General features: G+C 69.1%; 15 protein-coding genes. 10 read left to right on the top strand and 5 right to left on the bottom strand.

Annotation, left to right across the window (positions count from 1 at the left end; genetic code table 11):
* Positions 1 to 17 precede the first annotated feature (17 nt).
* Positions 18 to 1,427: a succinylglutamate-semialdehyde dehydrogenase gene (gene astD, locus ACU5AX_RS00490; protein WP_198353214.1), complete on the bottom strand. Its 1,410-nt coding sequence runs from the start codon at positions 1,425 to 1,427 to the stop codon at positions 18 to 20.
* A gap of 232 nt (positions 1,428 to 1,659) precedes the next feature.
* A complete protein-coding gene (locus ACU5AX_RS00495) occupies positions 1,660 to 3,018 on the bottom strand; it encodes a protein adenylyltransferase SelO family protein (protein WP_446689219.1) in 1,359 nt (452 codons plus the stop codon).
* Between the two features lie 38 nt (positions 3,019 to 3,056).
* Between ACU5AX_RS00495 and ACU5AX_RS00500 the strand changes: the two genes are divergently transcribed.
* The 6 genes from ACU5AX_RS00500 (at position 3,057) to ACU5AX_RS00525 (ending at position 9,135) form a co-directional block, all read left to right on the top strand.
* On the top strand, positions 3,057 to 3,911 hold the full coding sequence (locus tag ACU5AX_RS00500) for an alpha/beta fold hydrolase (protein WP_446689220.1): 855 nt from the start codon (positions 3,057 to 3,059) through the stop codon (positions 3,909 to 3,911).
* Positions 3,912 to 3,965: 54 nt separating this feature from the next.
* A complete protein-coding gene (locus ACU5AX_RS00505; protein WP_446689221.1) occupies positions 3,966 to 5,303 on the top strand; it encodes a DUF418 domain-containing protein in 1,338 nt (445 codons plus the stop codon).
* Between the two features lie 61 nt (positions 5,304 to 5,364).
* Positions 5,365 to 6,501: a glycosyltransferase family 4 protein gene (locus ACU5AX_RS00510; RefSeq protein WP_446689222.1), complete on the top strand. Its 1,137-nt coding sequence runs from the start codon at positions 5,365 to 5,367 to the stop codon at positions 6,499 to 6,501.
* 331 nt (positions 6,502 to 6,832) lie between these two features.
* Entirely contained in the window at positions 6,833 to 6,967 is a 135-nt protein-coding gene (locus tag ACU5AX_RS00515) for a hypothetical protein (RefSeq protein ID WP_269769648.1), read from the top strand.
* A gap of 294 nt (positions 6,968 to 7,261) precedes the next feature.
* Positions 7,262 to 8,665: an NAD(P)H-dependent flavin oxidoreductase gene (locus tag ACU5AX_RS00520; RefSeq protein WP_198353453.1), complete on the top strand. Its 1,404-nt coding sequence runs from the start codon at positions 7,262 to 7,264 to the stop codon at positions 8,663 to 8,665.
* Positions 8,662 to 9,135 (top strand): hypothetical protein, encoded by a 474-nt coding sequence (locus ACU5AX_RS00525; RefSeq protein WP_446689223.1) that lies wholly within the window; start codon positions 8,662 to 8,664, stop codon positions 9,133 to 9,135. The genes ACU5AX_RS00520 and ACU5AX_RS00525 overlap by 4 nt, the downstream gene beginning before the upstream one ends.
* Before the next feature lie 22 nt (positions 9,136 to 9,157).
* Here ACU5AX_RS00525 and ACU5AX_RS00530 read toward each other — a convergent pair whose 3' ends face one another.
* Positions 9,158 to 9,355, bottom strand: coding sequence for a hypothetical protein (locus ACU5AX_RS00530; protein WP_198353208.1), 198 nt, complete (start codon positions 9,353 to 9,355; stop codon positions 9,158 to 9,160).
* A 113-nt stretch (positions 9,356 to 9,468) separates the two neighbouring features.
* Entirely contained in the window at positions 9,469 to 10,467 is a 999-nt protein-coding gene (locus tag ACU5AX_RS00535; RefSeq protein ID WP_446689224.1) for a 2-hydroxyacid dehydrogenase, read from the bottom strand.
* 102 nt (positions 10,468 to 10,569) lie between these two features.
* On the opposite strand from ACU5AX_RS00535, the gene ACU5AX_RS00540 reads away from it, so the two are divergent.
* Positions 10,570 to 11,082, top strand: coding sequence for an SH3 domain-containing protein (locus ACU5AX_RS00540; RefSeq protein ID WP_198353206.1), 513 nt, complete (start codon positions 10,570 to 10,572; stop codon positions 11,080 to 11,082).
* A 46-nt stretch (positions 11,083 to 11,128) separates the two neighbouring features.
* On the opposite strand, the gene ACU5AX_RS00545 is transcribed toward ACU5AX_RS00540, so the two are convergent.
* Entirely contained in the window at positions 11,129 to 12,316 is a 1,188-nt protein-coding gene (locus ACU5AX_RS00545; protein WP_446690430.1) for an acetyl-CoA C-acyltransferase, read from the bottom strand.
* Positions 12,317 to 12,373: 57 nt separating this feature from the next.
* On the opposite strand from ACU5AX_RS00545, the gene ACU5AX_RS00550 reads away from it, so the two are divergent.
* Genes ACU5AX_RS00550 through ACU5AX_RS00560 form a run of 3 tightly spaced genes read left to right on the top strand, consistent with a single transcriptional unit; the run spans position 12,374 to position 13,885 of the window.
* Entirely contained in the window at positions 12,374 to 12,706 is a 333-nt protein-coding gene (locus ACU5AX_RS00550) for a hypothetical protein (RefSeq protein WP_446689225.1), read from the top strand.
* Positions 12,699 to 13,454, top strand: coding sequence for a prepilin peptidase (locus tag ACU5AX_RS00555; protein ID WP_446689226.1), 756 nt, complete (start codon positions 12,699 to 12,701; stop codon positions 13,452 to 13,454). Before ACU5AX_RS00550 ends, ACU5AX_RS00555 begins: the two co-directional genes overlap by 8 nt.
* Positions 13,451 to 13,885 (top strand): hypothetical protein, encoded by a 435-nt coding sequence (locus ACU5AX_RS00560; RefSeq protein WP_198353204.1) that lies wholly within the window; start codon positions 13,451 to 13,453, stop codon positions 13,883 to 13,885. The genes ACU5AX_RS00555 and ACU5AX_RS00560 overlap by 4 nt, the downstream gene beginning before the upstream one ends.
* Positions 13,886 to 13,966: the final 81 nt, after the last annotated feature.

A 13,966-nucleotide genomic window follows, 5' to 3' on the forward strand; every position in this document is an offset into this window, starting at 1 on the left:
TTGCGTGAAGCCTCAGGTCACGCGTCGCGCAGGCCGATGCCGATATTGGCCCGCGCCGCGTCCGCCTCGTTGCTGACCACGGGATAGGCGCAATAATCGGCGGCGTAATAGGCGCTGGGCCGGTGGTTGCCCGACCAGCCGATGCCGCCGAACGGGGCGGCGGAGCTGGCGCCGTTGGTCGGGCGGTTCCAGTTGACGATGCCGGCGCGGACATTGGCCCAGAAGCGGTCGTAGAGCGCCGGCGTCTGGCTGATCAGCGAGGCGGAAAGGCCGTAGCGGGTGTTGTTCGCCTCGGCGATCGCGGCGTCGAAATCGTCGGTGCGGATCACCTGCAAGATCGGGCCGAACAATTCGATGTCAGGGCGTTCCGCCATGTCGGTGGTGTCGATCATCGCCGGCATCAGGAACGGCTTGTCGTCCGACAGGCGTTCCAGATGGCGGATCGGCCGGCCGCCGCGCATCAGCAGCGCAAGGAAGCTCTCGGTGAGCATGTCGGCGGTGGCATTGTCGATCACCGGGCCCATGAACGGCTGCGGATCGTCGAACGGGCTGCCGACGATCAGCCGGCCGACCATCTGGTTGATCGTGTCGATCAGCGGATCGTAGAGCTTGCTGTCGACGATCAGCCGGCGCGCGGCGGTGCAGCGCTGGCCGGCGGTGGTGAAGGCGGACTGGATGACCAGCACCGCGGCGGCGTGCAGGTCTGGCGTGTCCCAGACGATGATCGGATTGTTGCCGCCCATCTCCAGCGCCAGGATCTTCTCCGGCTTGGCGGCGAAGGCGCGGTTGAGCGCGATGCCGGTGCGTGCCGAGCCGGTGAACAGCAGGCCGTCGATGTCGGGATGATCGGCGAGCGCCTTGCCCTCCGCAGGGCCGCCGATGACGACGCGGGCGCATTCCGCCGGCACCCCGGCGGCGCGGTAGCAGTCGATCAGAAAGGCGCCGGTCGCCGGGGTCTTTTCCGACGGCTTGAACACGATCGCATTGCCGGCGAGCAGGGCGGGGACGATATGGCCGTTGGGCAGATGCGCGGGAAAATTATAGGGGCCGAGTACCGCGAGCACGCCATGCGGCTTGTGGCGCAGCGCCATGCGGCTGCCCATCGGGGAATCGAGACGGCGCTGCGCGGTGCGCTCGGCATAAGCGGTGACCGAGATGTCGACCTTGGCGATCACCGTGTCGATCTCGGTACGCGCTTCCCACAACGGCTTGCCGGTTTCGCGGGCGAGCAGTTCGCTGAACTCGTCGTGGCGCTGGCGTACGACATTGGCGAAGCGGCGCATCGTCTCAATCCGCACCGCCAGCGGCTGCGCGGCCCAGGGTGCCCAGCCGCTGCGCGCGGCGGCGACCTCCGCATCGACGTCGCCGATCGCGCCACGCCACAGCTCCGCGCCCGTCGCCGGTTCGTGGGAGATGATCTCGCTCATAAACCTCTCTCGCTCAAGCGATGTCGGTTAGGGGATGGGCGGCATGGCGGCAAGGTGGGTGTGGGGCGGGGTGTCCCGGGTTGGGGAAGCTTGCCTGGGGGAGAGCGCTACCCACCATCGTCATCCCCGCGCAGGCGGGGATCCAGAGACGCAAACGATGCGGGCAATCGACTGACCTGCGCGTCCGGATTCCCGCCTTCGCGGGAATGACGTCTTGGGCTGGAACGGCACCTCAAGCCAGTGCCTCGCCCATCTGGCGGATCGCGTCGACCTTGGCGTGGAGGCGCGACCAGTCGTCGCTGTCCGCGATTGGTGCCCAGATTGCCTCGACCTCGTCGATCAGCATCGCACAGGGTTCGCCCTGCCAATAGGGATGGTCGCTGGGTTTGCGCGGCCGATAATCAGCGAGTGCGGCGCGCAATCCGTCCCAGGCCGCATCGTAGCTCGCCGGCACGGTACCGCCGAACAGATCGAAGAAGGTGCGGTCGAGCGGAGCGGCGGTGGTGCGCAGCGCGCGTTCGAGCGTCTGGACCAAGGCGCGGTCCGGCTCCGCGCCGCGCGGCACGACGCCGAGCCGCCAGAGCAAGGCGTCGGCGATCGCCGGCTGGTAATGGGACGCGAAGGTCTGCAGCGTCTCGATCAGCGGCTCGCTCTCCGCCACCAGCCTGAGCGAGGCGGCGAGCTGCATCACGTCCCAATGGATCGCCTCCGGCTGGCGGCCGAAGGCATAAAGGCCGGTCTGGTCGAAATAGGCGGCGGTGAAATTGGGGTCCCAGCTCGGCGCGAACCGCCACGGGCCGTAGTCGAAGCTTTCGCCGGTGACGTTGATATTGTCGCTGTTGAGCACGCCGTGGACGAAGCCGGCCGCCATGTAGCGCGCCGCGAGCGTCGCGGTGCGGCGCACGACATGGTCGAGCAGGCGGATCGGATCGTCGGACTCTTCGCCGTAGAGCCGGCGCAGCACGTAGCCGACGAGCGCGCGCATCCCGTCCTCGTCCTGCTCATAGGCAAGGCGCTGAAAGGTGCCGATGCGGATATGGCCGTGGCTGAGCCGGACCAGCACCGCCGAGCGGGTCGGCGAAGGCTCGTCGCCGCGAACGAGCTCCTCGCCCGTCTCGATCAGCGACAGCGTGCGGCTGGTCGGCACGTTGAGCGCCTCGAGCATCTCGGTCGCCAGGATCTCGCGCACGCCGCCCTTCAGCGTCAGGCGTCCGTCGCCAAAGCGGCTGTAGGGAGTCTGGCCCGACCCCTTGGTGCCGAGGTCCATCAGCCGGCCGGCACGGTCGTAAAGTTGTGCGAAGGTGAAGCCGCGGCCGTCGCCGATGTCGGGATTGTAGGAGCGGAACTGATGGCCGTGATAGCGTAGCGCCAGCGGTTGCGGCAGCGTGTCCGGCAGCGGCGCGAAGCGCCCGAAGTGCCGCACCCATTCGGCGTCGTCGAGATCGGCCAGGCCGACCTCCGCCGCGGCGCGGTCGTTGCGATACCGCACGATCGTCCCGGGGAAGTTCGCGCCCTCGACCGGGTCCCAGAAGGTCGGCCCGAGATCGAGCAGGGCGGTGGCGGGGCGATAGGCTTGCGGGGCAGGGGGCATGCGTGGATATGGAGGCCGCGACTCCGGGGGCGCAAGGCATGAACGCGTATCAAAACTGCTACTGGATGTCCGCCGACGGGCTGAAGCTGCATTATCGCGATTATCCGGGGGATGCGGCCAAGCCGCCGATCCTCTGCTTTCCCGGCCTGACCCGCAACGCCCGCGACTATGATGCGCTGGCGACGCGCCTGGCGGGGGCGTGGCGCGTGCTGGCGGTCGATTTCCGCGGTCGCGGGCGCAGCGAATATGCCAAGGACCCGATGAGCTACGTGCCGCAGACCTATGTCGCGGACGTGCAGGCGCTGCTCGCCGAGCAGGGCATCGACCGCTTCGTGGCGATCGGCACCTCCTTGGGCGGGATCGTCACCATGTTGCTGGCGGCGGCGGGCGCGAACATCGCCGCGGCGCTGATCAACGACGTCGGGCCGGAGATCGACCCCGCCGGCCTTGCCCGCATCCGCGGCTATGTCGGCAAGGGCGGCAGCTGTCCGACCTGGATGCACGCGGCGCGCAGCGTCTGGGACTCGAACGCCGACGTCTATCCGGACTGGCAGATCGAGGATTGGCTGGCGATGGCCAAAAGGCTGTACCGGCTGACCAGCAGCGGGCGGATCGTACCCGACTACGACCTGAAGATCGCCGAGCCGTTTCGTGCGCCGGGCAATGAAGCGCCGCCCGATCTGTGGGCGGCGCTGGCGCACCTGCGCGACGTGCCGACGCTGCTGGTGCGAGGCGAGCGGTCCGACGTGCTGGCGGCGTCGGTCGCGGAACGGATGGCCGCGGCGCTCGACCGCGCAGAGTTGGTCACCCTGCCCGGCATCGGCCACGCGCCGACGTTGGGCGAAGAGGGCTTGCGGCAGCCGATCGACCGGCTGCTAAACCAGGTCGCGTAGACAGCGTATTATCAGACTGATACACCCGTTCACGGGAAATCGGGGCACGGGCCAATGGCGACGGACGTGATTGCGGGCGGGGCGGTGGAGCCGGACGGCGCGCCGCGCATTCCGGTGCTGGACATCGCGCGCGGGGTGGCGATCCTCGGCATCCTGTTCATGAACGTCAACGACATGGGCGCATCCATGACCGCCTCGGGGGCGGAGGTGCGGCATCTGGGCTGGAGCGGGCTCGACCGGGCGGCCTGGCTGCTGCGCAACGTTCTCGCGGACGGCACGGCTCGTTGCCTGCTCGAAATGCTGTTCGGGGCCGGCATGCTGATCCTGACCGACCGGATGGCGCGCGCGGCCGAGGGGCGCTGGGGCGTGCTGAAGCGCTATGGCTGGCGCAATCTGGTGCTGTGGCTGTTCGGCATGGCGCACATGTTTCTGCTGCTGTGGCCGGGCGACATCCTCCACACCTATGCGGTGGCGGCGATGGTCGCCTGTGCCTTCCGCGGGCTGGCGGCGCGCTGGCTGCTGACGATCGGACTGTTGCTGACCGCGCTCAATGCGGTCGGCGGCACGGTCGGGATCGTCTATACCCATGCCAGCGAGACGCAGCGGATCGAACTGACCGGTAAGCTCGCGGCGGGGCAGACGCTGACCAAGGCGCAGACGACGATGCTCGCCGACATCCGCAAGCGCGCGACGCAGCGCGCCAGGAACAAGGCGGAGACGCAGGCGAAGATCGTCGCCGAGGATGCCTATGGTCGCGGCACCCCATGGCAATGGGTGCGCGGGCAATGGGCGATGAACCGCGAGCGGCTGGGCGCGATGGAGATCGGCGCGATCTGGGAGGCGGCGTCGGTGATGCTGATCGGCGCGGCGCTGTTCAAGCTCGGCATCCTGCAGGGCGGCCGCAGCCGGCGCTTCTACTGGGGGATGACGGCGACCGGCTGGCTAATCGGCGGTGGCCTGCGGCTGGCGGCGACGCTGGCGATGATGCGCTTCGACGGCCAGCCGCATATCGGCTGGGCGACCTATGAGGGCGCGCGCATCCTGATGACCTTGGGGCATCTCGGCGCGATCAACCTGCTGGCGGGCAGCGCGCTGATGCGGCCGTTCGTCGCGGCGGGGCGAACCGCGCTGACGCTGTACGTCTGCCAGACGATCATCATGTCGTGGCTGCTGTTCCCACCGTTCGGGCTGGGCCTGTACGGCCAATTCGGCTGGGCGGCGCTGATGGCGCTGTCGGTGGCGGTCGACCTGCTGCTGCTGGTCGCCGCCAACCTCTACCTGCGCCATTTCCTCATCGCGCCGGTGGAATGGGCCTGGCGGTCGATTGTCGAGGGGCGGCGGCTGCCGTTCCGCCGGGTGGCGGCGAACCCGGTCGTGCCGGCGCTGGCGTGATCCGGGTCGCTTTGCGCAGAGGCTTGGGCAATCGGACGCGGCTCGGCTAAGGGGCCGCATCATGGCCCGCCCGATCCGCATCCTGCACCTGCATTCCAGCTTCAACCTCGGCGGCAAGGAAGCGCGGGCGGTGCGGCTGATGAACGCCTTCGGCGACACCGCGCGCCACGTCATCGTGTCGAGCGTGCCCGACCAACTCGGCGCGCGGGCGGCGATCGCCAAGGGCATCCGCTACGAGATCGCGCAGGACGCGCCGGCGCTGACCGGGCGGCCGTCGGTCGCGCGCTACGAGGCGCTGGCCCGGTTCATGCGCGGCTTCGATCTGGTGCTGACCTACAATTGGGGGGCGATCGACGGCGTGATGGCGCGCCGGGTGTTCGCCAAGGGCGCGCCGCCGCTGATCCACCACGAGGACGGCTTCAACGCCGACGAGGCCGGCGGGCTGAAGGTCGAGCGCAACATGTACCGGCGGGTGGCGCTGGCCGCCGCCAATGCTTTGGTCGTGCCGTCCTTCGTGCTGGAGGACATCGCGCTGCGGACCTGGAAGCAGCCGCGCGCGCGCGTCTACCGGATCGCCAACGGCATCGCGACCGACGCCTATGCCGCCAAACCCGATCCGCGCGCCATCCCCGGCTTCGTCCGCAACGCGCAGGAGGTGGTGATCGGCGCGCTCGCCGGGCTGCGCGAGGTCAAGGACCTGCCGATGCTGGTCCGCGCCTGCGGTGGCCTGCCGCAGCGGGTGCGGCTGGTCATCGTCGGTGAGGGGCCGGAGCGCGAGGCGATCGCGCAGGCGGCGGCGCGGATGGCGCTGACCGACCGGTTGGTGATGCCGGGCTTCCTCGACCGGCCCTACCGCTTTCTGCGGTCCTTCGACATCGTCGCGCTGTCGTCGCGGAGCGAACAACAGCCGATCAGCGTCATCGAAGCGATGGCGGCGGGCCTGCCGGTGGCGAGCACACCGGTCGGCGATCTGAAGCAGATGGTGGCGGCGGAAAACCTGCCGTTCATCGCGGAGGGGATGGACGAGGTGCGGCTGCGCGACGCCTTGCGGCCGCTGGTCGCCGACGCGGACCTGCGCGCGCGGGTCGGCGCGGCCAATCAGGCGAAGGCACGGGCCGAATTCGACGAAGGCGTGATGATCGCGCGGTACAAGGCGCTCTACGCCAATGCGCTCGGCCAACCCGGGGTGTTCGGCTGAGGTCGCACTTCCTCGCGATGCGTGTTGCCCCGGCGGAAAGCTGTCACCGACGAGATCAGTTCCGGACGCGGAACCCCTTTGGCAGCTGCATTTGCCGAAACGGCATCGGTCATCTGTGCTGTCCTTTGCCGCGTTCAAGTTTCGGCGCCCTTCTGATGCAAGCCGGTGCCTGCGCTGTGCTTGCCGTCGGAAGTCGAAAAGTGATTGCCCCGGCAACCTTGCTGCAGCGCAATGACGGATTGTCTTGCATTCGGCCGAAAAAGGTCCATCATTCTCGCGCCGGGACACCCCGGATACACGTGGGCCCGGCTCCTTTTGGAGAGGATGGGCCATGACTACGATCAAACATGTCGGGGAATATGGCGTGGTGGCGGTGGTCGCGACCGCGCTGATGGTCGCTGCGACCGGCCTTGCCAAGGTGATGGCGGACGGCGTCATCCTGATCGGCGAGGCGATCATACGCTGAGCCGACGATCTGAACGACCGATACCGGTCATCCCGGCGAGCGCCGGGGTGGCCGATGGGCCCGGCCGGTTCCGCGCCGGCCGTCGTCGGCCAAGGTACAGTGGTGCGGCCCTGTCGCCGCCGCGATGTCGCGCCGCTGCGGATCGGCGGGCCACGCCACGGCATTTGCAGAGCGTCATCGCGATCCGCCGCCGTCTGGCACTGCGTCCTATCTGCCACGGTAGCGCAATTTCTTCGCATCGCCGGAACTTTCGGATATAGGCTCGCGGATTATCCCTGAGAGGTGCCGTTTCCTGTGTTCAAGGGCCTGAAGCCGATCGTCTATAATGGCCGCGAAGTCTGGCCGCTCGTCGAGGGCGGCAAGGGCGTGGCGGCGACCAATCACGCCTCGGCCGGTGCCTGGGCAGCGGCGGGCGGGATCGGCACGGTATCGGCGGTCAACGCCGACAGCTACGATCCGGACGGCAAGATCATTCCGCAGATCTATCGCGCGCTGACCCGCCGCGAGCGGCACGAGGAACTGATCGAATATGCGATCGAAGGCGCGGTGCAGCAGGTCAAGCGCGCGTTCGACATCGCCGGCGGCAAGGGTGCGATCAACATCAACGTGCTGTGGGAGATGGGCGGCGCGCAGCGCGTGCTGCACGGCGTGCTGGAGCGCACCCGCGGGCTGGTGGCGGGTGTCACCTGCGGCGCCGGCATGCCCTATAAATTGTCGGAGATCGCGGCCTCCTATCAGGTCAGCTACCTGCCGATCGTCTCGTCTGGCCGGGCCTTCCGCGCCCTGTGGAAGCGCGCCTATTCCAAGGCGGCGGACTGGCTGGCGGCGGTTGTCTATGAGGACCCCTGGCTGGCCGGCGGCCACAACGGCCTGTCCAACGCCGAAGACCCGCTGAAGCCGCAGGATCCCTATCCGCGCGTCAAGGAATTGCGCGAGACGATGCGCGAGGGCGGCATCCCCGACACGACGCCGATCGTGATGGCCGGCGGCGTCTGGTATCTGCGCGACTGGAACGACTGGATCGACAATCCGGAGCTCGGCACGATCGCCTTCCAATATGGCACGCGCCCGCTGCTGACGCAGGAAAGCCCGATCCCCGATGCGTGGAAGGCGCAGCTGACCCAGATCGAGGAAGGCGGCGTGCTGCTGCACCGCTTCTCGCCGACCGGCTTCTATTCGTCAGCGGTGCGCAACCCGTTCCTGCGCGCGCTGGAGGCGCGGTCGGAGCGGCAGATCGCCTTTTCGACGCAGGAAGCGGGCGACCATGTCTTCCAGCTCGACGTCGGCGTGAAGGGCAAGAATTTCTGGGTGACGCGCGGCGACCTGCTGCGCGCGCGGGAATGGTTCGGCCACGGCTTCACCATGGCGCTGAAGACGCCGGACAATACCTTGGTGTTCGTGACGCCGGAGGAGGCCAAGGAAATCCGCAAGGATCAGGCCGATTGCATGGGCTGTCTGTCGCAATGCCTGTTCTCGAGCTGGGCGGACACCGAGACCAACTCGACCGGGCGGCTCGCCGACCCGCGCAGCTTCTGCATCCAGAAGACGCTGCAGGACATCGCGCATGGCGGCGACGTCGACAACAATCTGATGTTCGCCGGCCACGCCGCCTATAATTTCAAGAAGGACCCGTTCTACTCGAACGGCTTCGTGCCGACGGTCAAACAGCTGGTCGATCGCATCCTGACGGGCGATTGATCACGGCGATGCCGCCTCCGCTGCGTGCGACGCTCTGCGCCGTCGCGGCGGCGATGGCGGCCGATCCGGACGGCTGGTGGATCATCGGTAGCGCCGCTGTCGCCTTGCACGGTGGCGATGCCGGCAGGGTGCGTGACGTCGATCTGCTGGTCGACGCGAATATTGTCGGCGGGCTGCTGTCGCGGCTCGGTATCCGGCCGATGGCGATGGCTCCCGACCCGTTGTTCCATTCGGCTGTATTTGCGCGCTGGGACGGGCTGCCGCTGCCGGTCGAGGTTATGGCGGGGTTTTGCGTAGCCGTGCAGAACACGTGGCACGACGTCACTCCGATTTCGCGTCAGCGGATCATGGTGGACGGATCGACGGTATTCGTGCCGGAGCGCGAAGAGCTGCTAGCGCTTCTGCGCCTGTTCGGGCGACCGAAAGACCTGGCCCGTGCCGGGTCATTGGCGAGGCGGGAGCCGGGTTGAGGCTGTCGGCTCCCGCCCCATGTTACTTGGCGACGGTGCCGACCACCGCTCCTGCGGTGCCGCCGACGGCCGCGCCTTTCTCGACGCTGCCGCCGGTCGCGGCGGCGACGCCGGCCCCGCCCGCAGCGCCGATTCCCGCGCCCTTCAAGGTCGAGCAACCGGACACAAGAGTGGCGGCGACGAGCAGGGCGGCGGAAGCCGCGCCGAACTTGATGGTCATCACAAACATCCTTTGCTGATGGGGGAGCCCCACGAATGCTGCGGCGCAGCGATCGGTTCCGCCCGGCAAGCTTTTGTCGCAAAAGGATTTGGTGGGTGGCGCCGATCCTGGCGTCAGGCCCAGCCGTCGAGTACCTGGTCGGGTGGCCGGTGGCCGTCGGCCCACATGCGGATGTTCTGGATGACCCGCTCGCCCGACGCCACCCGACCCTCGACCGTGGCGGAGCCCATGTGCGGGGTCATCACCACATTGGGCAGGGCGAGCAGCCGTGGATCGATGCGCGGCTCATGTTCCCAGACGTCGAGCCCGGCGCCGGCGAGGCGGCCGGCCTCGAGCGCCTCGACCATCGCGACCTCGTCGACGATGCCGCCGCGCGAGGTGTTGATCAGATAGACGTGCGGCCGCATCAGCGAGAGGCGGCGGCGGTCGATCAGCATGCGGCTGTCGGCGTTGAGCGGCGTGTGGATCGAGACGATGTCCGCGGCCGCGAGCAGCGTATCGATGTCCGGGTGGAAGACCGCGCCCAGTTCCGCCTCGACCACCGCGGGCAGGCGGCGGCGGTTGTGATAGTGGATCGCCAGGCCGAAGGCGCGGGCGCGCCGCGCCACCGCCTGGCCGATGCGGCCCATGCCGACGATGCCGAGCGTCTTGCCGCCGATGCGATGGCCGAGCATGCCGCCCGGGCTCCAGCCATGCCACTGGCCGGAGCGGACCAGCTTCTCGCCCTCCGCCAGCCGTCGCGGCACCGAAAGGATCAGCGCCATTGCCATGTCGGCGGTATCCTCGGTCAGCACGCCGGGGGTATTGGTGACGATGATGCCGCGCGCCCGCGCCGCCCTGAGCGCGATATGGTTCACGCCGGCGCCGTAATTGGCGATCAGCTTCAGCCGCGCGCCGGCTTCGGCGATCAATCGCTCGTCGATCTCGTCCGTGACGGTCGGCACGAGCACATCGCAGTCGGCCATCGCCGCGGCGAGCTGGTCGCGGGTCAATTTGGCGTCGCCGCGATTGTTGGTGGTGTCGAACAGCGCCTCTAGCCGCGTCATCACGCCTTCCGCCAACTCGCGGGTGACGACGACTTTCGGGTTGGGGCAGCGGCGGGTGTCCGGCATCGTGCGGCATGGCTTGGCGATTGGGAGCCGGCGCGTCAACGGATGGTTGATGCCGCCGGGACCGGCGCTATGCAGGCGACTTGCAGGGAAAGGACAGGGACGATGCGGCATTTGGCGTTCACGATCGCCGCGGTCGCGATGCTAGCGCCGGCGGCGATGCTGCCGGTCGGGCAGGGTGGGGCGGCGATCGCCGCCGAGACCAAGAAGGCCATGCCTTATTACGGCTCCATCGCCGCCGGGCGCGCGCGGATGCGGACCGGCCCGGCACGCAGCTATCCGGCAAGCTGGCTGTACCAGCGGCCCGATCTGCCGGTGCGGGTGCTCGCCGCGTTCAAGGAATGGCGCAAGGTCGAGGACCCGGACGGTACGCAGGGCTGGATGCTCGCGGCGCTGCTCAGCGAGCGGCGGACCGCGATCGTCAAGGGCGGTCGGCCGATCGAAATGCGCGAGCGGCCGTTTCCCGGCGCCCGGCTGATGTGGCGGGCGGAGCCCGGCGTGGTCGGGCGGCTGAGCCAGTGCGCCGGCGGTTGGTGCCGCTTCGACGTCAAGGGCCAGGCGGCGTTCGTCGAGACGCGCGACTTGTGGGGGGTCGAGCCGGGCGAAGCGCTGCCCTGAGCCAGCCCCTCCCGCAAGCAGGAGGGGCAAGGGGAACGCGAACGGCTTAGCGCATCAGCTCCACCGCCATGGCGGTGGCCTCGCCGCCGCCGATGCACAGGCTGGCGAGACCGCGCGTCTGGCCCGTCGTCTCCAGCGCCGACAGCAGGGTGGCGAGGATGCGCGCGCCGCTGGCGCCGATCGGATGGCCGAGCGCGCAGGCGCCGCCGTGGATGTTGAGCCGCGCATGGTCGAGGCCAAGGTCGTGCATCGCGATCATCGACACGGCGGCGAACGCCTCGTTGACCTCGAACAGGTCGACCTGGTCCGTGGACCAGCCCGCCTTGTCGAGCGCCTTCTGCATCGCGAACACCGGCGCGGTGGTGAACAATGCCGGGGCGTGGGCATGGGCGGCGTGGCTGACGATGCGGGCGACCGGGGTCAGGCCGAGCCGCTCGGCGACGCTGGCGCGGGTCATTACCAGCGCGGCGGCACCGTCGGAGATCGACGAGGCGTTGGCGGCGGTGATCGTGCCTTCGCGCGAGAAGGCGGGCTTGAGCGTCGGGATCTTGGCGACGTCGCCCTTCGCGGGCTGCTCGTCGAGCGCGACGGTGGTGCTGCCCTTGCGCCCGGCGACCTCGACCGCGACGATCTCGCGGTCGAAGGCGCCGCTGGTCTGCGCCTTTTGCGCGCGGGTCAGTGACTCGATCGCATAATCGTCCATCGCCTGGCGGGTGAATTGGTATTCCGCCGCCGTGTCCTCGGCGAAATTGCCCATCAGCTTGCCGGGTTCGTAGGCGTCCTCCAGCCCGTCGAGGTACATGTGATCGTACATCGTGTCGTGACCGATCCGCGCACCGCCGCGATGCTTCTTCGACAGATAGGGGGCGTTGGTCATGCTCTCCATGCCGCCGGCGACGAGCAGCTCGACCGACCTCGCGGCCAGCGCGTCGGCGGCCATGATCGCCGCCTGCATGCCCGACCCGCACATCTTGTTGACCGTCGTCGCCTCGACATGCGTGCCGAGGCCGGCGCCGATCGCCGCCTGCCGCGCCGGCGCCTGGCCGAGGCCGGCGGGCAGCACGCAACCCATGTAGATCCGCTCGACCGCCTCCGCCGACACGCCGGCCCGTTCGACCGCGGCGCGCACCGCGGCCGCGCCGAGGTCGGTCGCGCTGGCGCCGGCGAGGGCGCCCTGAAACGAACCCATGGGCGTGCGGGCGTAGGACAGGATCACGATCGGATCGGTCGACATCATTCTCTCCGGATACATATTCTCGCCGCGATCTAGGATGGCGCGCGTGGCACGGCAATGCGCTTGATCTGGCTCAATCCTTCCGTGGTCGACAGCGGCGGGCGCGGCCGTCAGTCCTGCCGCATGGATGCCTATGCCGAACCCATTCGCTGGTTTGCCTCGATCAGCGGCATGATCGCCGCGACCATCGTCTCGCTCGACTGGGGGCGGCGCGACACCGGTTGGGGGATGGTCTTGTTCTGCCTGTCGGCGATCGCCTGGATCACCGGTGCGGTCTTGACCCGCGACTGGGCGCTCGGCACGCAGAACAGCGTGCTGCTGCTGATCGATATGCTGGGCGTCTACCGCTACCTGCTGAGAGACAAGCCGCCCGCCGCGGCGGATGGCTGAACCGCTCGCCTGGGCGCTGGCGCTCGGCCTGGCGGGGGCGATCGTCGGCAGCTTCGTCGCCGCCCTCGCGATCCGCTGGCCGGAGGGGCGATCGGTGACGCGCGGGCGATCGGCCTGCGACAGCTGCCACGCGACCCTGTCACCACGCGAGCTCGTCCCGCTGCTCAGCTTCCTGGTCCAGCGAGGGTGCTGCCGGTCGTGCCGGGCGCGGATCGATCGCTTTCACGTCGGCGTCGAGGCGACAGCGCTGCTGGTCGGTACCACCGCCGGTTGGATCGCGCCGGGCGCAGCCGGCATGGCCGGCGCGGCTTTCGGCTGGCTGCTGCTGGCGCTCGCCGCGCTCGACCTGCGTGCCTTCTGGCTGCCGGATCGGCTGACCGCGCTGCTGGCGCTGGCAGGGCTGGGCAGCGGGGCGGCGGGCGTCATGCCGCCGATCGTCGACCGGCTGTGGGGCGGGGCGATCGGCTATGCCGGTCTGGCCGCCATCGGCTGGGGGTACCGGCGCTGGCGAGGCCGCGAGGGGCTGGGCGGTGGCGATCCGAAGCTGTTCGGCGCGATCGGGCTGTGGCTGGGCTGGCGGTTGCTGCCGGCGGTGCTGCTGATCGCGGCGCTGGTCGGCCTGGGGGCGGCGCTGGTGGCGCAGCGGCGCGGAGGAGAGGTGCGGCGCGATACCGCGATGCCGTTCGGCACGCTGCTTGCCGTGGCGGCTTATCCGGCTTGGCTGGCGATGATAGGGTGGGCGTCATGATCACGCTGTTCCTTCCGCTCGCCTTGCAGGCCGCCGCAGCGACGTCCGCTTCCGCAGAGGCCGGCGCGTTGCAACCGATCGGTCGCCAGGCCCTGCCCGCCAAGGGCTGTGCGGCCTATCTGTGGAACGTCGCCGACCGCGAATTGGTGGCGATGGCGACGGCGGAGGCCGGCACGCTGCGTCTTGCGCCCGGCGGCAAGCCGATCGACCTGTCGCGCGGGGAGGGCAGCGGCGACGCTGCGCTCGGCTTCACCGCGACGACCGTCTATCGCGGCGGGGACATCAGCGCGACGCTCGACATGCAGATCGTCCGCGACCAGGCGCTGACGGCCGGTGCCAAGGTGCCGACGGGGACGTTGCGCATTGATCGGCCCGGTCGCGATTCGCTGGTCGTGCCGGTCGCCGGGATGATCGGCTGCTCGGCCCGCTAGGTCGGGCCGAATTGCGCACGATGCAACCATAACAGCTCCGTTACGTTTGCCTGCCGAGCAGGGGGTAAGTCGAATACGAAC

The organism is Sphingomonas benefaciens (genome assembly GCF_052907485.1).